Here is an 18,913-nt window from a genome sequence, read left to right on the forward strand (position 1 = left end):
TCATCGATAAGTTTGCAATGCGTAATCAATTTAAATTTATAAAGATGAAAACAGTATTTAAAACAGAAATATAATTTAAAAATTAATAACTTCATCCAGTGCATCATCCGCATCTCGATGAATAAAATTAGCTTGATAATTCAAAGTGGTTTTTAAATCACTATGACGATAGAGCTTTTGTAACATTAATGGATGAATACGATCACCCGCTATATTACCAAAGCTATGCCTAGCGATGTGGTTAGATAAGTTTTTTTCAATCTCACATTCTTTTGCAATTTGTTTTAGGCATTTATTAAAGACTTTAGTGACACTTTTTGTTCGTATATAGATTTGTTCAGCATCATTAGTATCAGTATTTCTAAGGAATGGAAAGACATAACCTTTATTGAGTTTTTTCTCTTTTTTATAATGTTCCAAAATCTTTTTTGCCTTCGCAGGAATTTTAAGGCTGAGTGCTTTTTCATTTTTATTCATTATATAATAAAGTCGACTATCCTTAAAATCCGACCATTTTATTTTTACAACATCAGAAATACGAATCCCAGCAAAATAAAAAGAAAATAGCCATACATTATGAGTGTGCCAAATAGAACTATTTTCCTCCAACTTCAGTTTTTCTATTTTTTCAATCTCTTCTGTGCTTAGTCCTATCTTATTACCAGAACCAATTCTAATTTTCTCCTTATCACCGGCAAAGGGATAAAATTTTCGTTCAATAATTCCTTCCTTAATAGCTAAATTGAAAAGAGTTCTAATTAAAATAAGTTGATTAGTAATAGTTCTGGTTTTTTGCCCTAAATAAGAATGACAAAATGTTTTATATTTATTAATGAAAACTTCATCAATATCCCGGAACGCTAGAGCCTTACTATTTCTAAAATAAGCAACACCATCTAACCAGCTATATTTGTTAAGTCTTGCCTCACTAATGCGGTGCAAGCGGCGCTCATTGATTGACTTAATAATGGCTGATTTATTCTTATTCCTTTTTAGATTTAAAAATTCCTCGAGGTTATAAAGAATAGATAGTTCAGCTTTAGCGACGGAAAATGTTCCTCTTTCATATTTTTCCATTATACGCTCTGCGGCTAGTTCAAAAAAGGATTTCTGTCCATAGGTTCCTTTTAACTTTTGCTTTACCTGCTTTGGGCTAACCTGATCTTTAGATTCAAAAAATATGTCATTCACTTCGCTCAACTTCTTCATTAAAAAATTGTTCAGCTTTTGTGAATTTGGATGACTCCTCTTCGCCTTTCCTGCATTTTTATCCCAATCCTTCTCGAAAACATATTGTCCAAGCCACTTGTAATTGGTTTTGTAATTTTCAGTAATTCTCAATGCAAGAGGAATTCTGCCATCTTTTCTTATCTTATTTTTCCTTAAAACAATTTTTATATTAGACATATTCAATTAATTAGAACTATATAAATATAATTAATTAGTTTAAAAAAGGGTACAGAATGGGTACAGAATAGGTACAGAATAATTTGATTTTAACACTATTTAAATAAAACCATAAAATATATAATTAACTGATAATCATATTATTAAATATATTTTAGTGTGTTTTATATCGCTATTTGAATAGGTTCATAACCCGGAGGTCCCGAGTTCAAATCTCGGTCTCGCTACTAGGAAAATCAAGGCTTCACAGAGATGTGAAGCTTTTTCTTTTTATACCTAGTACAGAATAAGTACAGAATTTTACGTATTTCAAATAAATTAAAAAAAGTGGTTTAGAATGATCTCATTTGATGGCATTTGAAATCAAATTCTAAGTTTTACTTCGAAAATTTTATCGAGAAAATGACTGTTACTTCATTTTCTAACGTTGGTCTCTAGCATCACTTTTAATTATTTCTCCGGTAAGTGGTGGCAGATTTCTGAATTTCTGCCAAAATTTAAAAGTTCTTATATTTTAACGAACAATACTAATGACTTCGTAAATAGAAAAAATCGGGATTTGTAAATCCTATTTTTTTTATAAACTAAAAATCAGTATCTAATTAATTATGTAAATAATAAAAGAATTTATTCGCTATTGAATTTTTCAAGTTATTTTTGTTCAAATCACGACAGGACGCACCCCATCTCTAGTATACCTTTTCAATCGCGAGGTTTTAAATAAGATTTCAAAAGATCACCAAATTGGAATCATTTTTTCCATAACAATTGACATTCTTCGTCAAATTTCACGGATTAATAAATTAAAAAAAAATTATTTTTTTTGGAAGTAATTTAAACGTCAAAACTTTCAATTTGGAGGTTTATTTTAATCTCAAATAAAAAATTGATTTTCAGGAGAAGCTACTTTAGAATAATTTATTTATAATGGTAACAGCTATCAAATCTTCTTCAAATAATAATATAGATGAGAAGGTTTTTGCAAATACAGCCGTGGAATTTGCTGATGAAATTAATTTCACGAATGCTTACTTGTTATAGATAGCTTGAATATCTAATCTGGAATATTTTTCCTACCAGGGGATTTCTCCGGTTTCAGGATTGGTTTCTTCACTGAAAAATTTACCCGTGGGTCCATATTGGTCAATCAATGCATATTTTATAATACGTTGTCCTGCTTCTCTAACTTCGCCACCATTATGTCCGGTAAAGTCGGTACTGGTATATCCGGGACACACCGCATTGATTTTAAAAGCCGTTTCGCGTAATTCGTAAGCTAAATGGACTGTATACATATTCAGAGCTGCTTTTGATGCACCATACACCGCATATTTCGCGTAATCATAAGCAGGCCATTTTGGGTCGCTCTGTAGCGTAAGAGAGCCTACGCTGGTACTCACGTTCACAATCCGGGGTTCAGGAGATTTTCGCAATAAATCAATAAATGTTTGTGTAACCCTTGCCACCCCAAATACATTGGTGTTAAATGCTGCCATAAATTGTTCTGTATTCGCTTCTAGGGCAGTATAGGGACTACCTCCATTGATGCCGGCGTTATTAATAAGTACATCAAGAGAATCTGTTGTATTGGCAATTGCTGCACGGGCAGTTTTTACAGAATCTTCCTCTGTAACATCCAGCTGTATAGCCTCCACATTGGTCAAGCCTTCAGATTTTAGAGTTTCAACCGCTTTGAGTCCGTTATTTAAATCCCGGCTTCCCAGGTATACGTAATATCCTTTTTGTAATAATTGTTTTGCTGTTTCAAAACCAATTCCCTTGTTTGCTCCGGTAATTAATACTTTTTTCATTTTAATGATTTAAAATAATGATGAAGCAAAGTTGGAAAAATAAAAAACGAATTAATTTACCAAATGGTAAAAAAGAAACTAACGGACGTTTTTCCTTATTCTGCTCAATGATTGAGGAGTAACTCCTAGGTAAGAAGCAATGTAAGTAAGTGATATCCGGTTAAGAAGGGATGGATAATTCTTCAGAAATTCCCGATAACGGGTAGTGGCGTCCTGCGAAATCACCGGTCCCTTTCTGGATTTTTGGTACATACACGTTTGCACCATTTTATTTTTAATACGCGCCCAGCCCGTAATGGTATGAGAAAGCTCTTCCCAATGTTGTTTTGAAAATACGATAAGTTTACAATCTGTACAGGCTTGCAGGTATTCTGAAGAGGCAGCATTTGCTTCAAAATTGATATAATCTACCACTAAATTATTTTCGTTAATAAAGCAGCGCGTAATTTCTTCTCCCTCATTGATGTAAAAGCCCCGCATAACGCCTTCCTCCACAAAGCCCACCTGGCTGGGTATTTTTCCCGCTTCCGAAAAAAAATCGCCTTTATGAAGAACCAATTCCTGTACTTTGCTGTTTATAAGCTCAATTTCCTGTTTGTTAAGATAACCAAACTGCAGTATATATTCTCTCAACTCTTTCATATGGCAATTTACGCATACTCCTAAAACCTATTAATTTTTTTTAAAGGAATTTAAATGGAAATATTTTAAAGTAACGGATAAGATGCCCATTTGTCCAAGCATTTATTAATAAAATAAGTGCTTGGAATTAGCGACTCAAAATTATTCCTTCTTGCTTTTTTTCTTGGAATTGTAAGCATTTTTTCAGTTGAAAGATTTCCTGAATTCAAAAGGTGGCATTATGATCTTAATTTAAATAGTTTGTCAACGGCTGGGTATTCGAATCCCTATTGGTAAGCTATTTCACTAACTAAAAGTTATGCTGCAGTTCCGATAACCGTCGAATAGCTTAACAGAGGAAGGACTGCAATGAAGCCCGTTCTTGATCATATGAATCAATGGGCGACAAGCTTTAAAGAAAAAGTGAATAAAAAAGGTAGCCCCTAAAAAAGTCTATTATCAATAATGGTTAGCGAGAGTCCATACTTTTAGTCAATTCGTTACCTGCCGTATTCAAAAGACGATAATTAATTTCGAAGTTTTATGAGAAGAATAATAATGCAGCTGATGATTTTATTTTTTTCTGAAATGAGAAACGCAAATTTCAGTTACGCCAAAGACGTTTGTAATAAAAGTGGTGAAAAGCAAACTAATGAATAACACCATTGGCTGATCCTACCTTTTGGCTACAACAAGCTGAAATTTGGTTATTTCAGTAAAGACACTTATGCAGAACTTTGTTATATAATTTAAAATTAAAAAATTATGAAAATCATAGTAACGGGTTCATTAGGCCACATTGGAAGACCCTTGACCGAGATCCTTCTCGCGGCAAATAACGAGGTAAAGGTTATAAGTAGTTCTACAGAAAGAACAAGCGAAATCATAGCACTTGGAGCTACCCCTGCCATTGGTAGCTTAGCGGATGTCGACTTTTTAAAAACACATTTTAAAGATGCCGATGCTGTTTTCACAATGGTTCCCCCCAATAATTATTTTGATCACGATTTAGACCTCATAGCTTATTACAAGCGCCTTGGAGAAAACTATGCAAAAGCAATTTCCGGCACGGAGATAAAAAGAGTGGTAAACCTAAGCACTTTTGGTGCCCATTTAGAAAAAGGAAACGGAATTCTAAAAGGTGCCCATTATGTTGAAAAAATACTTAACGCCCTGCCTTCACACATTTCATTGACACATATACGGCCTACTTCTTTCTACTACAATCTATACGGATATGTTGAAAGCATCAAAGCACAGAGCGCCATTTATGCAAATTACGGCACTCACGCTATTCCCTGGGTCGCGCCTGAAGATATCGCTAAAGCAGTTGCAGAAGAACTAAGCTCCTTCAACAACAACGAAAAAGTCCGTTATATAGTAAGCGATGAACTTAACGGGGAGGAAACAGCGAACATATTGGGAAAAGCCATTGGAAAACCAAATTTAAAATGGCAGATAGTGGATGATGAAACTGTTATGAATGCACTTAAAAAAGCCGGAATGAACCCTGAAATTGCAGAAGGTCTTATCGAAATGTATGCCGCATTGGAATCTGGATTGCTTCAAGAAGATTTTGAAAACAAGAGACCTCATACCTTTGGAAACAAAAAGTTAAAGGACTTTGCCCAAGAATTTGCCAAAGAGTTTTAATATAATGATTAATTTTAGCAATGGTCAAAAAATCGCCATATCGATTTAACACTATCAGCGAATATCATACATTCAGGGGATTACCGGCACCGGAACATCCCTTGATAAGTGTGATTAATTTTGATGACATTAAATTACATAAAAACGAGCCCGATAGATTGGTTTCCGGCTTCTATACCATCGCGCTAAAAAGACACCCAAAAGCAAAATTAAAATACGGACAACAGGAATATGATTTTGATGATGGTGTGATGCTTTTTATGGCCCCCGAACAGGTATTCGGCATAAAAAACGCTACCAACGAAAAACCCACGGGCTGGATGTTGATGTTACATCCTGATTTTCTTTGGAAAACGAAATTGGCCAACAGCATTCACAATTATGAATATTTTGATTATGCCATCAACGAAGCTTTATTTCTATCTAAAAAAGAAGAAGTTTCGATAACCAAAATCCTTAAAATCATCCAACTGGAATATCACGGTAATATTGACCAATACAGTCATAAAATTATTATTGCACAATTAGATTTGCTTTTTTCCTATGCCGAGCGATATTATAACAGGCAGTTTCTCATCCGGCGAAAAACAAACCATCAAATACTTTCCAGGCTCGAAAATTTATTGAATCATTACTTTGCTGAAGATATATTATCTGTAGAAGGGCTTCCTACTGTTCAAAAGGTCGCCAATCAAATCAACTTATCCCCTAAGTATTTAACCGGCTTACTAAAGAATGTCACAGGAAAATCTACGCAGGAACATATACATCATAAATTAATTGAAAAGGCCAAGGAGAAACTTTCTACGACTGAGTTAAGCGTGAGCGAAGTGGCTTATAGACTTGGATTTGAACATCCGCAGTCGTTCAGCAAACTGTTTAAACAAAAAACAAAAATGTCCCCTTCGGTTTTCCGTGAAAGTTTTAGGAATTCAAATTGAATACTTCCCAGCTTAAACCATAATTATTTATAATCTAAAAAGGCTTTCTTGCTGCAAATAGTCCTTTATTTTTCCATATTTATCATTACACACTAAGCAAAGTAGCATTTAAATTGGGGTCAATATTTGACATTCTTACTCGGAGGTTTTAAAAAAAAATCTAAGAGTAAAGTAAAGCTTGTTAAAGCAAATTTAATTCCCAATAATCTTTTTTCTATGTCTAATTCCCCAATCGGTCATATTATCTATTATTGTTCTTAGTGTTTTCCCGTGCTCGGTTAGCTGGTAATGAATGGTTACAGGATGCGTATCTATCACTGTTCTTTTGATTAACTGATTTATTTCAAGCTCCTTTAATTCTTTGCTCAACATTTTATTGGAAATCCCATTTATATCATTTAAAATATCTGAAAATCGTCTTTGATTGTAAAAACATATGGATGATAGAATAATTATTTTCCATTTTCCTTTTAGTACATCCAAGGTGTCTTGCACCGCCATCATTTCCTTCTTGTACTCATCTTGCTTACGTTCTTTACACTCCATCATAGGTTACTTTGTTACTTCAAGGTTACTGTTACTTTTTGTTACAAAGTAACGAAAATAAATAAAACCAGTTTACATTTGAGATTCAATTTAAAATATATTAAAAAATGAATTTCGAAAACAAAAACGTAGTGATCACTGGTGGAAGTACCGGCATAGGATTCTCCACTGCAAAAGCCTTTATTAAAAACGGTGCCAATGTATGGATTACCGGAAGAAATGCTGCTAATCTTCAAAAAGCTTCTTCTACTATTAACAGCTCGAAACTGACAACAGTAGTTTCAGACACCTCTAATTTAGCAGGGATTGAAGTATTACAAAAAGCCATTGAGGAGCATAACATCAACATTGATGTTCTTTATTTAAATGCAGGAACAGCCGTTTTCAGCTCAATTGACCAGGTAACGGAAGCCGATTTTGACGCACAATTCAACACCAATGTAAAAGGAAGTTTTTTCACGTTGCAAAAATTGCTGCCCAATATTAAGAATGGAGGCTCTGTACTATTTACCTCATCAACAGTGGCAACAGCCGCTCAACTGGGGTCAACCGTTTATTCGGCTACCAAAGGAGCACTTAATAAAATTGCTCAGGTTGCCTCAAACGAGTTGGCAGAAAGAAAAATTAGGGTCAATATTGTTAGCCCCGGTCCTATCCAAACCGAAGGTCTTGACAGCGTAATGCCTAGTGAAGATGCTAAAGATTATCTGGCTTCGGTAACGGCATTAAAAAGAATAGGAAACGCTGATGAAGTTGCGAATACGGTGTTGTTCCTGGCTTCTGAGGAGGCTAGTTTTATTATGGGAACTGAATTAATAGTGGACGGTGGCTATACCACGTATGCCCGAAAATAATTTTTTAAAACTTAGGTAGTTATTAATGAATTAGGACTTCTTAGTATCATCTATCACTCATTTATACTTTAACTAAAATCTATTTTAATAAAGATAGCGGCCAAGCAAATAGGAAATTACTGGCAAATAAATTATTAGTGATGTTAAATGTATTTTGAAACTCTTGATAAAAGTCAAGAGTTTCAAAATTAAAGTTGAAGACCTTTGTTTCTCAATAATCAAATACAATACGAATGACAAAACCGATGCGTACTCTTTTAAAACTTGAAGAGGTAGGGATATTCCTTCTTTCTATTATTTTATTCAATCAACTGGACTATGCTTGGTGGGTTTTTCCTGCCTGTCTTCTACTACCCGATATTTCTATGATTGGTTATGTGATGAATCCAAGAACAGGTGCCTGGATCTATAATTTTTTTCATCATAAACTGGTGGCCATTATTACTTTTAGTATTGGGTTATGGCTGAATGAATCTGTAATCACTTTGGCAGGGATTATTTTATTGGGCCATTCAGCAATGGACAGGATGTTTGGTATAGGTTTAAAGTACAAAGATCGTTTTACCCATACGCATTTAAGCCGGACTGATACAAAATTTTAGCATTAGGAAAGATAGCCACTAAAAAAGTCTATTATCAATAATGCTTAGCGAGAGGCCATACTTTTAGTCAATTCATTACCTGCCGTATTCACAAGACGATAATTAATTACAAAGTTTTTTGATTGCCTGCTTCATTTATTCTATATGCCAGCGGTGTCTTAAAGTATTAGCACATCCAGACACTTATTTAAAATCAGCGGTAGTGCCTTTTTCTTTATTACGTACCGTTTAAGCCAAAAGTAGATTTTGCTATGCTCTTCTTAGATATGGAAAAGTAAATGGTTTTCTATTAAACCAACTTTGTCTCCTAATTAAAATCTAAGGAAAATGAATACGAAAAAAGTATGGTTTGTTACAGGAGCGTCTAAAGGATTGGGATTGACGCTTACAAAAAAATTACTCGCTCAAGGTTTTAGGGTAGCGGCAACTTCAAGAAGTAAAAATTCCCTGATTGCAGCAATTGGAGAAGAAAATGAAAGTTTCTTCCCCATCGAAATGGATTTGACCAATAACCAAAACGTTAAGAAAGCTATAGAGGCTAGCATCGGTCATTTTGGTAAAATTGACGTTCTGGTTAATAATGCAGGCTATAGTCAAATTGGAACGTTGGAAGAACTTTCCGAAAAGGAAGTAGAACGTAATTTTAAGGTGAATGTTTTTGGTTATCTCAATGTTATTAGAAATGCTTCTGCATACTTACGTCAACAAAAATCTGGTCATCTTTTTAACATATCTTCTATAGGTGGTTACACGGGAAATTTTGCAGGTTTTGGAATTTATTGCTCTACAAAGTTTGCAGTTACTGGGTTTACGGAAGCTTTAGCTGAAGAAATGAAACCATTTGGCGTGAACACCACTTTGGTATATCCGGGTTATTTCAGAACAAATTTTTTATCAGAAGGCTCGGTTCAAACGCCGGCAAATCCCATTGAAGAGTATAAAGCTGCTCGGGAAATGGAACAGGCTCATTTAAACGACATTAATGGGAATCAGCCCAACGACCCCGAAAAAGCAGCAGAAGTATTTATTGCTTTAAGCCAACAAGAAAACCCACCTGTACATTTCTTTATGGGAGAAGATGCCTACCATTATGCAAATCTCAAAATTGAAACCATTCAAAAAGCGATGGAAGAAAACCGGGATCTAGGAACGTCAACAGGATTTATCGAATAGGTATGCAACAAGAAACCATAGAAGCAACCAAGGAATATATTGGAATGTGGGTCACCGAAGATGGCACTATTCGCCACGAGTTATTGCCCAATAACCGATATGATGAAGCCAGGGGAAACCGAAAAAGTGCCTACCAAGGCAAATATTGGGTTACAGGAAATCATATTGATTATAAAGACGATACCGGGTTTACCGCTGATGGCGAATTTAAAGACGGAGTTTTGTATCACGCAGGAATGGTTCTTTACAAAGAAATTTAATTACTAAATTTAAAGAATGAAAAAAATAGTTCGATTTAAATCTCTGAGTGAGTTTCACAGCTATAGTAACTTACCCAAACCAGAGCACCCATTAATTAGCCTGGTAGATTATAGTAAAGTGATCTATCCATCAGATGTAAATGAAATTAAATGGGTACAGGATTTTTATTCCATTGGTTTAAAACGAAATGTAAGCGGAAAGTTCAATTACGGACAGCAAAATTACGATTTTGACGAAGGGGTTTTGTCTTTTGTGGCACCTCAACAAACCCTGAATATTCAAATAAATCAAAATGTAAAAGCAAATGCTTCTGGGTGGTTATTATTGATCCACCCAGATTTTTTATGGAACACCGCATTAGCATCATCCATTAAGAAGTATGACTTCTTCGGTTACGCTGTTAACGAGGCCCTGTTTTTATCAGAAAAAGAAGAACACAATTTGGCGGAACTTTTTCAGAACATTCAAAAAGAATATCAAGCTAATATTGATAAATTCAGTCAGAACATCATCATTTCCCAGATTGAGCTTTTATTGAACTTTGCTGAACGTTATTACGAAAGACAATTTATTACCCGGAAAATCACCAATCACCAAATCCTCACCCGATTGGAAGAACGTTTAAATTACTATTTTAATAACCCCGAGATTTTAGCGAATGGGATTCCGACCGTTAGTCAAATTGCCAATGATTTAAATCTTTCCCCTAATTACTTAAGTGGTGTGCTAAAAACGAGTAGTGGCCAGAGTACTCAACAGCACATACATCATAAACTCATTGAGAAGGCAAAAGAAAAATTATCCTCTACAGATCTAAGTGTAAGTGAGATTGCCTATCAATTCGGGTTTGAATACCCTGCTTCCTTTAGTAAACTGTTTAAAAACAAGACCAATAGTTCCCCTAGTGCCTTCCGAAATTCCTTCAATTGAATTAGAAAATGACCTTCCTTTCTATCGGATGAGTTTAGGTGAACAACAATCTATAGCGAAACTTTTATTCCAACTACTTCAAGAAAGCTTTCAACACGTTATTCAAGTATAAAAACGGCTTTCCCTAAAATGCTATGGTTAGGGACTTCAGCGTAAGCCAGCTTATAGTCTGATATTGGATATTTCTTTCCAATCACAACATCCATTCCTTGTTCTGTAAATGAAGCTAACTGCCTTAAGTAACCCGGTGTTGGTTTTGAAAAAAGTATTTTTATTTTTTTTCGGGAAAAAATATTGTGGAAAAAAGAAGAAATCATCTGTACAGGACTAGGAATTGTATTGATGTATATTGACTTGGGCTTCATCAAAATCTTTGCCTTATCAAAAGGAAGTTTATCTGAAAAGTCGATGACCACATCAAACCGTTGTTCCTTATCCAGGATATTATTTTGTGTATAATCTACAATGTGATCAACTTGCCATTTTTCTAATAGCGCAATCCCTTTACTGCTTGAAACAGCTGTGACATTTGCTCCCAACCTCTTTGCCATCTGAACTGCGAACATTCCTATGCCCCCTGAGGCACCATTGATCAGTATTTCCGAATCGCTCTTAAGTTTTATTAATTTATCAAAAATTTGGAGGGCAGCAGATCCAACAATGGGAATGGCCGCTGCTTCTTCAAACGTTAAGTTTGATGGTTTTAAATGGATATCATCTTCGCGAACTAAAAGATATTCGGCTAATGCTCCTCCCTGCATTGCATTTAATGATCCAAAAATCTCGTCTCCTTTTTTGAATTTTGTAGTAGCAATATTTAAAGTTTCAACTACCCCAGAAAAATCGATCCCTACCCCTTTCGGCAATTTTGAGCCAGTCATAATTTTCATTTCTCCATTTCGTATTTTCCAATCTAAAGGATTTATAGAAACAGCTTTGACCTTTATCAAAATCGTATTTTTTTCAAGGATGGGAATTTCTGATTCTACCAATTGTAATACCTCCACTCCTCCGTATTCATTAAAAATCACCTTTTTCATAACCTAACTATATAATTTATCGTGCAAAAATTTGCAAGCCATTTCCATCGCTTCCATACCCATTTCATTGGTTCCGAAAAAGCCGTGAATGTTTGGGAAATTTTTATAATGAGTTTCCACACCCGATTCAATCAACTTAATGGCATATGCTTTCCCCTCATCCCTTAGAGGATCAAAATGGCAGGTAAAAATCATTGTCGGAGGCTGTCCTGAAAAATCTTCAGATCGAAGAGGGGAAGCTTCTTCAATTTGATCGGAATCAGTGGTGAAATTGTCCCAAAACCATTTCATCATTTCTGCGGTCAATAAATAACCGTCTTTATTTTCTTCCCAAGAATTATGATTTGCACTGTAATGATCCGTCACCGGATACGTTGCAAATTGTGCCTTTAAATCTATGCCTTGTTTTGATAATCGTTGTGCCACCCAAAATGCCATATAACCACCAGCACTGTCTCCGGCAAGCGCTAATTTTTCAGCATTCCCGTTATACTTATGGGCATTTTCAATCATCCATTTAGTTGCGTTCAGACAATCCAGAGGTCCAGCAGGATATGGATTTTCCGGTGCTAAACGATATCCAACAGACATTATGATTGCTTTCGAAGAATTACATATTTTTCTACAAATCTCATCGTGGCTATCTAAACTCATTAAGGTAAAGCCTCCTCCATGGAAATAGGAAATCACCGGAAATATTTCTCTGCCCTGGGGTACATAAATCCTCACGGGAATGTTATCCAGTCCAATATTTTCATCAATTACGTTTTCTACCTTCGTTTTATTTTGCTCATCGAAGGCATGTTTCATCATTTCTCTTGTTTGGGAAGGAGGATACAAATGGATTTTATCCAAACCATTTTGTTTTCCAAATTCTAAAGTTTTTTTAGCTTCTTCTGACAGTTTCATAACGGGAATACATTTTTTAATTTATTCTTTGCAAACCTAAATATTAAGTATTAGTTTACTACTTAATAGTAAATTAATACAGGTATTAAAAAAGATACCGCAACAGATATATGGAAGTAAAAACCAAGGAACAAGGTGCTATTGTCTTAGCTGATGTATTGGAGATTATTGGTGGAAAATGGCGAGGACAAATCCTTGCTAAACTTTGCGACAAGCCAAGAAGGTTTAATGAATTGAAATTGAGTCTGAATAGAATAACTTCCTCAACCCTCACCAAGGAATTAAGATATATGGAGGAGATAAAGATTGTAGAGAGAAAGGTGCTCACCTCTTCCCCCATAGCAGTTGAGTATGGATTAACCGAACACGGAAAATCGATAAAGGAAATTATAACCTATATTATTGATTGGGGATTGAAACACCGTAATGTAGTATTGAATGATTAATTAACCCTAAACAGCAATTCGATCTTTTGTCTCACATCGCTTTTTAAGTTCGATATTCATACGGTCAAATCCGGTCTTGGTGTTTGCCAAATTGAATAAACCAACCAAGATACCTTTAAAAACTTCACTCTGTTTAAATGTAGTAGTCCCATTTCCATTATCAATGAGATGGAATAGATGGGTACCATCAAAAAGACCGGTAACCACCAATTTACCCATCCACTTTAAAGTTTTATTTTCTTCAAGGGCTAAGATTATAGGTTTAAATGTCATTTTTGAAGATCCTTCAGGTTGGATTATAACTTTCAACCTTTCACCGACTCTCAATATCCCATAAATTTCTTTCATAAACGGATTCCATTTAGGATATTGATCAAGTTCTGTTAAAACTTCCCATACTTTTTGTGGATTCGCGTTTATGGTAATCTCTGTTTTTATTTCTTTTCTCATTACTTATTTTGAAACAAAGTTCAGTAGTTTACCACGTTAAACGCTTGACATATATCAAGAGTTTTCAGCTTGCCTCTTTCGTATTCTACTAAACGTTTCTGGTGTCATTCCCAGAAAAGAAGCAATATATTGCAATGGGACCTGGTTGAATAAATACTTATTGTTGTTGAAGTACAGATTGTATCTTTCTTCCGCCGTCATTGAGAGGTGTGAAAAAACCCTGTCTTCTAAGGTCATAAAACATTTAGCAATAAAACGGGCTTCAATGTTTTTCCACATAGGAAGTTCTTTACTTAATTTTGAATAGTTTGTTTTATCAATGGTCAGTAATGCTACAGGGGTTAACGCCTGAATATCGTACCTGCTAGGCTCATCAAAAAAGAAACTTGAAATTTCAGTTACCAAATAAGCCGGGGTAGCAATCCATTGGGTGATTTCTTGGCCATTTGAAAGTCTATAAATTCTAAGTAGCCCCGTTTTTAAAATACTTAGCTTTTTGCAAAATTTGTTGGTTTCTGTAAAGAATTCACCTTTGTTGAGTTTTTCCTCGTGAAAATAAGCCGAGAGGATTTCTATTTCCTCTTGGGTTAAAGGCCCAAAATTCTCTCTTAAAATGTCATCAAGTTTAACCACTTTGCAATTATGTATTTCAATGTTAATCCTTTTCTGTACAAAATAGAGTTATTTTTCTTTACCACTAAAGCTATCACACCATTTTTGTAAATGAAGTTAACTTCTAAATCATCTTGTTGTTAATCCTCTTTATTCAGTTCGATCAATTTAGACATATATTCATTAAATGGCGGCAAATGATCCCCTAAAACAGAAAAGAATTCTATATCGATATTCTCAATAACGGTCAATGCCTTTTGAAGGATTTCTGCTCCTGCAGCTGTCAGGTGAATCACTTTGGCCCGGGTATCAGAAGGGTGTTCTGTTCTAGTTATAAATTCCTTTTTTTCTAAGGTTCTTAGCACTTTAGAAACCATCATTCTATCTGTATTGCTTTGATTGGCAATATCAACTTGTGTTACGGCGCTGTTTTTTTTTGAAAGCCAACCTAATGCGGCCAATAAAACAAATTGTGTAGAGGTTAAGTTCAAAGGGTCCAGCACTTTTTTTTGTTGGCGTTGCCATAACAATGTGAGCTGACCCAGTAAATAGCCCGGACTATCGTTAGGGCTTTTGAACTTAAAATCGATTTGCTTCTTCATATCAACTTTAGAATTTTGTATGTAAACGACTAACTTTTTTAGGTACGGGATTCTTAACTCCAGTAAACTAACCTAAAACGATCCATCAACTTTACTTTATATACCGATTCAGATTTCTCTTCTCTTACCAGAATAGCAAGGCCTCAAAAGCTCGCTTTATTTTTTAAAAGTTGTATACCCTTACTTCCCAAGCCACTCTGGCTCCAGTAACCAATTTGTTATTTTTTGGTATTGTTTATTTTGGATCCAAAAAAGTAAGTTTATAGCCGTCAATATCATTTACGTGGAAGGCCCGTCCAAATGGGGTCTCAAAAATTCCCACTACCTCTGTAATTCCGTTGTCCTTAAATTTTTGGATTAGTTTTTCCAGATTTTCATCAACGGCAAACCAAAGTGCCACACCAGTCCCCAATTCCTTCCCATTAAGGGGCTCAAGCGGAGTACGGATGGCAAAACTCGCCTCTCCTTTGTTATACTTGAAAACACAGGCTTGTGGGTTTGCGTTATCAATTTCGAATCCTAATTTTTGGGTATAGAAGTTTTTCGATGCTTCCAAGTCCTTTACTTGTAACGATGCAAATGTTAGCTGTTTCATAAAATGAATTTTTAAATGTTGTTGCAAATATAATATACTCGACAACAAAAAATAGGTATTTAACGTTTTATATCAGTTGGGATTGTAGCTACTTCAGCATATTCTTTACTTAAGCAACAACGCGAAGCTCTAATTTGGTGGCAAAGGCATTACCTAGTTCAAAGCTAGAAGGGACATCTTTTCAATTTAATGGTGCAAGGATGCTGGCAAAAGACGATGCCGCTATCCATAACCCCTGAAGAACCAATGTAACGCTGATTGGCCGCTTCCTCTTTTTCATTGCCAAAATCAATAAGGAAGCACTGGAACCAGTTATAACGGTACAGTATAAGCTTATTTAGGGATTAGAAGCAATTCCTTTTCGGTTTAAACATATGTTTGTTAATATTCACTTACTTTACTTTTAGCACTTTCGCCCGCATTACGCTTATACAATGTTAGCCCTGTTTTTTTTATTTTATCTCTGTAAATTTAGCATATTCAACTACTTTTATTATCGTTTTATTGAGTTCGTTCTTTCTCCAATTTACATATAAGTCTATTTTTTCATCTAGTTTAATAAATCGTAAGTTTTCGACTTTGGCTGATTTAAATGAAAGTGGTAGAATGGAAATCCCTATTTCTTTGGAAACTAGATTTAATATCATACCGCCAAAGTCTGATTCCACTGTTGTTCTTGGTTCAAATCCATATTTATCAAACAAGCGTCTCAACAAAGAAGCAAAAAATGTTGTTTGATGTAAGCCTGAAATAATAAATTTTTCATTTTGTAAGTCAGCTATGTTATTAAACGTCTTTTTCTTTATCCAATGATTATTAGGCACAACCAAACAAATGGGTTCTGAATATAATTTTAAAGAATCAATATTTCCATTTCTAATTTTATCCCTACTAAAAGCTATATCCGTTCGATAGTCCAATAATAATTTTTCGTGATTTTCATCTGTCGGTTCTGTCAGCTCTAATTTAAGGTCAGGTAAATTAACGTTTAAAATCTTTAAAAAGTTAGGTAAGAATTCAAAGGTTATAGAACCGGGATACGTTATGGAAACAGTTCCTAAATTACCCGCATCAATTTTTCTAGCTTGCCTTAGTAGTTGGTCAAATTCATTTATTTTATCTGTCCAATGTTCTTGAAGAAATTTGCCCGCATTTGTTAATTTCACATTCCTTTTATCCCGTTCAAAAAGCTTTATTCCCAATTCATCTTCTAAAGCCTGAATTTGTCGACTCAATGAAGATTGAGAGATAAAAACTTTTTCCGCTGTTTTCCAAAAGTGGAGTTCTTTAGCTAGTTCTAAAAAGTATTTAATTTGTTGAATTGTCATAATTAATGCAATTTTCGCATTAATCAATCAAAAATATGTATTTTTAAATTGAATCCCAAATAGTTTATTTGCTGAAAGTTTTAGTTTAATTAAAAAAACAGAAATGTTGGGAATCGAAAATTTATTCGCTTTTATGCTAACGGCTTTATTTTTCATAATGACGCCAGGAATTGATACGATATTTGTTTTGAACAAGTCCATAGCTCAAGGTCGTAAATCAGGGATTTATGCAACTTTGGGCATAAATGCAGGTGTTTTAATTCACACATTATTTGCCGCATTGGGATTGTCTGTCATTGTTGCCAATTCAGCATACGCATTTACAATAATTAAATATGTAGGTGCTTTTTATTTAATCTATTTAGGATTTTTGAAGTTTAAAAATAGAAAGGATTTCTTGCCTACAAATGATGAAAAGAAAATTCAAAAAAAGGGAAAAAATGATTTTTGGTCTGGGTTTTTTACAAATATGTTAAATCCGAAAGTTGCATTATTCTTCTTGGCTTTTTTTCCTCAATTTATCAATCCGACTCAAATGGAAAACCCTGCTCCGTTTATTCTATTGGGCCTTGCTTATGCACTAATTGGAATTGTTTGGTTTTTAATATTGACGGTATTTGCCAGTATTTTTTCTCAAAAAATTAAGAACAATCCAAATGCTGGTCTATGGATAAATAAATTAAGTGGATTTGTATTTATTTTAATGGGAATAAAAATTGCATTAAGCAAAAATTAAATTCCACACCCGTCTTTTGTTTAGTCGGGTGTTTTTTTTCAAATTGGTGCTAACGATGCGCTTTACATTATTTTGGGCGGCAGCCGATACTATGCTCAACGTCCCTTTGCGTGCCGGTAAAATTAAATCGTCTTCATTTTTCGGAATGGTTTTGGGGAATGGCGAAGCGATATGCTGCACATAGTCCATACCTCTCATCAAGTCTTTCCATATATTTTCATCATTCAAATCCGCTTCTGCAAAGTGTAGGTTTTCGATGTTCGAAGTATGTCTGGCAATTACCTCTTGAGTTGCCGGAATTTTCTTTGCATCCCGTAAGGTGCCGGTTACCTGATACCCTTTCTCTAATAGCTGAATTGCCGTTTGCATCCCCACAAAACCCGTTATTCCCGTGAGTAAAATTTTCTTATTTGTGTTCATTGTGACAAGTCTAATATTCCAAACAAATATGCCCTTTGAAAAGCATAAAGTACTTACCAAATGATAAGAAATGAGCTTCGTTAAAAAATGAACTGAATGACTCTATATTTCCCTATAAATTCACTTTTGACTACCACAAAAGTCGTTTTGGCTAAATCTTTCTTCTAAAATCGTTACAACTTTGTATCATCTAAAAATACAGAAGTATGGACTTAAAAAACAGCACCATCCTGATCACAGGAGGAACAAGTGGAATTGGTTTAGAGCTTGTAAAACAACTTACGGAAGAAGGAGCGAATATCATCATTACAGGGCGTAACCTTAACGCCTTAGACAAAACAAAAAAACAGTTCCCCAAAGTTCACACGTTTGCTAGTGATGTGAGCCAACCTGAAGACATTCAACAGCTTTTTGTAGCTGTTACCACGCAATTTCCTGAGCTGAATATGATCATTAACAATGCAGGGATTATGCGAAATATGGATTTGCAGGACACTTCGATGAGTTTAGAAAATATCACTACCGAAATTGACATCAATTTATCGGGGACTATTCGAATGGTTCATCAGTTTTTACCGCATTTAAAAAAACAAAAATCGTCTGCCATTGTCAATGTTTCATCAAGTTTGGCCTTTATCCCCTATCCTGCCTCACCGGTTTATAGCGCGACAAAAGCAGGGGTACACGCCTACACCCAAATATTACGTTTACAACTAAAAAAAACAAATGTTAGGGTTTTTGAGCTTGCTCCTCCCGGTACTGAAACGCCCTTGATGGATAACTTTAGAACAGAAGCTGATGGCGAACAGAATATGAAAGTGGACAAAATGGTACGAATTGCGATTAAGGGAATAAAGAAAGGGAAGTTAGAAATTCGTCCAGGATTAAGCAATATACTCAAGTTGATGAGCCGTCTTGCTCCAAATACGACTTTAAATTTCTTGAACAAAAGCATTGAAAAGAAGAAATAATTACC

22 protein-coding genes are annotated in these 18,913 nt (G+C 34.9%); 10 read left to right on the forward strand and 12 right to left on the reverse strand.

Annotated elements, in window-relative coordinates; genetic code table 11:
* Positions 1 to 75: 75 nt before the first annotated feature.
* From PBT91_RS10210 to PBT91_RS10220, 3 genes are all read right to left on the reverse strand, one after another.
* Positions 76 to 1,407 carry a tyrosine-type recombinase/integrase gene (locus PBT91_RS10210; protein WP_270058367.1) on the reverse strand — a complete coding sequence of 444 codons (1,332 nt, stop codon included), beginning with the start codon at positions 1,405 to 1,407 and terminating at the stop codon, positions 76 to 78.
* Between the two features lie 1,073 nt (positions 1,408 to 2,480).
* On the reverse strand, positions 2,481 to 3,218 hold the full coding sequence (locus tag PBT91_RS10215; RefSeq protein ID WP_270058368.1) for an SDR family oxidoreductase: 738 nt from the start codon (positions 3,216 to 3,218) through the stop codon (positions 2,481 to 2,483).
* A gap of 78 nt (positions 3,219 to 3,296) precedes the next feature.
* Positions 3,297 to 3,860: a Crp/Fnr family transcriptional regulator gene (locus tag PBT91_RS10220; RefSeq protein ID WP_270058369.1), complete on the reverse strand. Its 564-nt coding sequence runs from the start codon at positions 3,858 to 3,860 to the stop codon at positions 3,297 to 3,299.
* Positions 3,861 to 4,604: 744 nt separating this feature from the next.
* On the opposite strand from PBT91_RS10220, the gene PBT91_RS10225 reads away from it, so the two are divergent.
* Together PBT91_RS10225 and PBT91_RS10230 are read left to right on the forward strand one after the other, a co-directional pair.
* Entirely contained in the window at positions 4,605 to 5,492 is an 888-nt protein-coding gene (locus tag PBT91_RS10225; RefSeq protein ID WP_270058370.1) for an NmrA family NAD(P)-binding protein, read from the forward strand.
* Between the two features lie 20 nt (positions 5,493 to 5,512).
* Complete coding sequence (locus PBT91_RS10230) at positions 5,513 to 6,433, forward strand: helix-turn-helix domain-containing protein (RefSeq protein ID WP_270058371.1); 921 nt, start codon at positions 5,513 to 5,515, stop codon at positions 6,431 to 6,433.
* Between the two features lie 192 nt (positions 6,434 to 6,625).
* On the opposite strand, the gene PBT91_RS10235 is transcribed toward PBT91_RS10230, so the two are convergent.
* Positions 6,626 to 6,982: a winged helix-turn-helix transcriptional regulator gene (locus tag PBT91_RS10235; protein WP_270058372.1), complete on the reverse strand. Its 357-nt coding sequence runs from the start codon at positions 6,980 to 6,982 to the stop codon at positions 6,626 to 6,628.
* A 104-nt stretch (positions 6,983 to 7,086) separates the two neighbouring features.
* Between PBT91_RS10235 and PBT91_RS10240 the strand changes: the two genes are divergently transcribed.
* The 5 genes from PBT91_RS10240 to PBT91_RS10260 all read left to right on the forward strand — a co-directional run bounded on the left by PBT91_RS10240 (position 7,087) and on the right by PBT91_RS10260 (position 10,799).
* On the forward strand, positions 7,087 to 7,833 hold the full coding sequence (locus PBT91_RS10240; protein WP_270058373.1) for an SDR family oxidoreductase: 747 nt from the start codon (positions 7,087 to 7,089) through the stop codon (positions 7,831 to 7,833).
* Positions 7,834 to 8,066: 233 nt separating this feature from the next.
* Positions 8,067 to 8,435: a DUF4260 domain-containing protein gene (locus tag PBT91_RS10245; protein ID WP_270058374.1), complete on the forward strand. Its 369-nt coding sequence runs from the start codon at positions 8,067 to 8,069 to the stop codon at positions 8,433 to 8,435.
* Positions 8,436 to 8,762: 327 nt separating this feature from the next.
* Positions 8,763 to 9,608 carry an SDR family oxidoreductase gene (locus tag PBT91_RS10250; RefSeq protein ID WP_270058375.1) on the forward strand — a complete coding sequence of 282 codons (846 nt, stop codon included), beginning with the start codon at positions 8,763 to 8,765 and terminating at the stop codon, positions 9,606 to 9,608.
* Between the two features lie 2 nt (positions 9,609 to 9,610).
* Positions 9,611 to 9,868, forward strand: a complete 258-nt coding sequence (locus PBT91_RS10255) for an Atu4866 domain-containing protein (protein WP_270058376.1) — start codon at positions 9,611 to 9,613, stop codon at positions 9,866 to 9,868.
* Positions 9,869 to 9,884: 16 nt separating this feature from the next.
* On the forward strand, positions 9,885 to 10,799 hold the full coding sequence (locus tag PBT91_RS10260) for a helix-turn-helix domain-containing protein (protein ID WP_270058377.1): 915 nt from the start codon (positions 9,885 to 9,887) through the stop codon (positions 10,797 to 10,799).
* A gap of 98 nt (positions 10,800 to 10,897) precedes the next feature.
* On the opposite strand, the gene PBT91_RS10265 is transcribed toward PBT91_RS10260, so the two are convergent.
* Positions 10,898 to 11,839 carry an NAD(P)-dependent alcohol dehydrogenase gene (locus tag PBT91_RS10265; protein ID WP_270058378.1) on the reverse strand — a complete coding sequence of 314 codons (942 nt, stop codon included), beginning with the start codon at positions 11,837 to 11,839 and terminating at the stop codon, positions 10,898 to 10,900.
* Between the two features lie 3 nt (positions 11,840 to 11,842).
* The gene (locus PBT91_RS10270) at positions 11,843 to 12,748 is read right to left on the reverse strand and encodes an alpha/beta hydrolase (RefSeq protein WP_270058379.1); all 906 of its coding nucleotides are present in this window, start codon (positions 12,746 to 12,748) and stop codon (positions 11,843 to 11,845) included.
* Between the two features lie 110 nt (positions 12,749 to 12,858).
* Here PBT91_RS10270 and PBT91_RS10275 point away from each other — a divergent pair, with 110 nt between their 5' ends.
* Entirely contained in the window at positions 12,859 to 13,194 is a 336-nt protein-coding gene (locus tag PBT91_RS10275; protein ID WP_270058380.1) for a winged helix-turn-helix transcriptional regulator, read from the forward strand.
* Between the two features lie 6 nt (positions 13,195 to 13,200).
* Here the strand turns inward: PBT91_RS10275 and PBT91_RS10280 are convergent, their stop codons facing one another.
* The 5 genes from PBT91_RS10280 to PBT91_RS10300 all read right to left on the reverse strand — a co-directional run bounded on the left by PBT91_RS10280 (position 13,201) and on the right by PBT91_RS10300 (position 16,781).
* Positions 13,201 to 13,644 carry an SRPBCC domain-containing protein gene (locus tag PBT91_RS10280; RefSeq protein WP_270058381.1) on the reverse strand — a complete coding sequence of 148 codons (444 nt, stop codon included), beginning with the start codon at positions 13,642 to 13,644 and terminating at the stop codon, positions 13,201 to 13,203.
* Between the two features lie 54 nt (positions 13,645 to 13,698).
* Entirely contained in the window at positions 13,699 to 14,277 is a 579-nt protein-coding gene (locus PBT91_RS10285; RefSeq protein ID WP_270058382.1) for a Crp/Fnr family transcriptional regulator, read from the reverse strand.
* Positions 14,278 to 14,396: 119 nt separating this feature from the next.
* Positions 14,397 to 14,858 (reverse strand): MarR family winged helix-turn-helix transcriptional regulator, encoded by a 462-nt coding sequence (locus PBT91_RS10290; RefSeq protein WP_270058383.1) that lies wholly within the window; start codon positions 14,856 to 14,858, stop codon positions 14,397 to 14,399.
* Between the two features lie 235 nt (positions 14,859 to 15,093).
* Entirely contained in the window at positions 15,094 to 15,453 is a 360-nt protein-coding gene (locus PBT91_RS10295) for a VOC family protein (RefSeq protein WP_270058384.1), read from the reverse strand.
* A 452-nt stretch (positions 15,454 to 15,905) separates the two neighbouring features.
* A complete protein-coding gene (locus PBT91_RS10300) occupies positions 15,906 to 16,781 on the reverse strand; it encodes a LysR substrate-binding domain-containing protein (RefSeq protein ID WP_270058385.1) in 876 nt (291 codons plus the stop codon).
* Between the two features lie 103 nt (positions 16,782 to 16,884).
* Here PBT91_RS10300 and PBT91_RS10305 point away from each other — a divergent pair, with 103 nt between their 5' ends.
* On the forward strand, positions 16,885 to 17,517 hold the full coding sequence (locus PBT91_RS10305; protein WP_270058386.1) for a LysE family translocator: 633 nt from the start codon (positions 16,885 to 16,887) through the stop codon (positions 17,515 to 17,517).
* Here the strand turns inward: PBT91_RS10305 and PBT91_RS10310 are convergent.
* Complete coding sequence (locus PBT91_RS10310) at positions 17,503 to 17,937, reverse strand: NAD-dependent epimerase/dehydratase family protein (protein WP_270058387.1); 435 nt, start codon at positions 17,935 to 17,937, stop codon at positions 17,503 to 17,505. The two genes, PBT91_RS10305 and PBT91_RS10310, sit on opposite strands and share 15 nt — an antisense overlap.
* 206 nt (positions 17,938 to 18,143) lie before the next feature.
* Here PBT91_RS10310 and PBT91_RS10315 point away from each other — a divergent pair, with 206 nt between their 5' ends.
* Positions 18,144 to 18,908 carry an SDR family oxidoreductase gene (locus PBT91_RS10315; RefSeq protein WP_270058388.1) on the forward strand — a complete coding sequence of 255 codons (765 nt, stop codon included), beginning with the start codon at positions 18,144 to 18,146 and terminating at the stop codon, positions 18,906 to 18,908.
* Positions 18,909 to 18,913: the final 5 nt, after the last annotated feature.

The organism is Zunongwangia sp. HGR-M22, from assembly GCF_027594425.1.
Lineage (GTDB): Bacteria > Bacteroidota > Bacteroidia > Flavobacteriales > Flavobacteriaceae > Zunongwangia.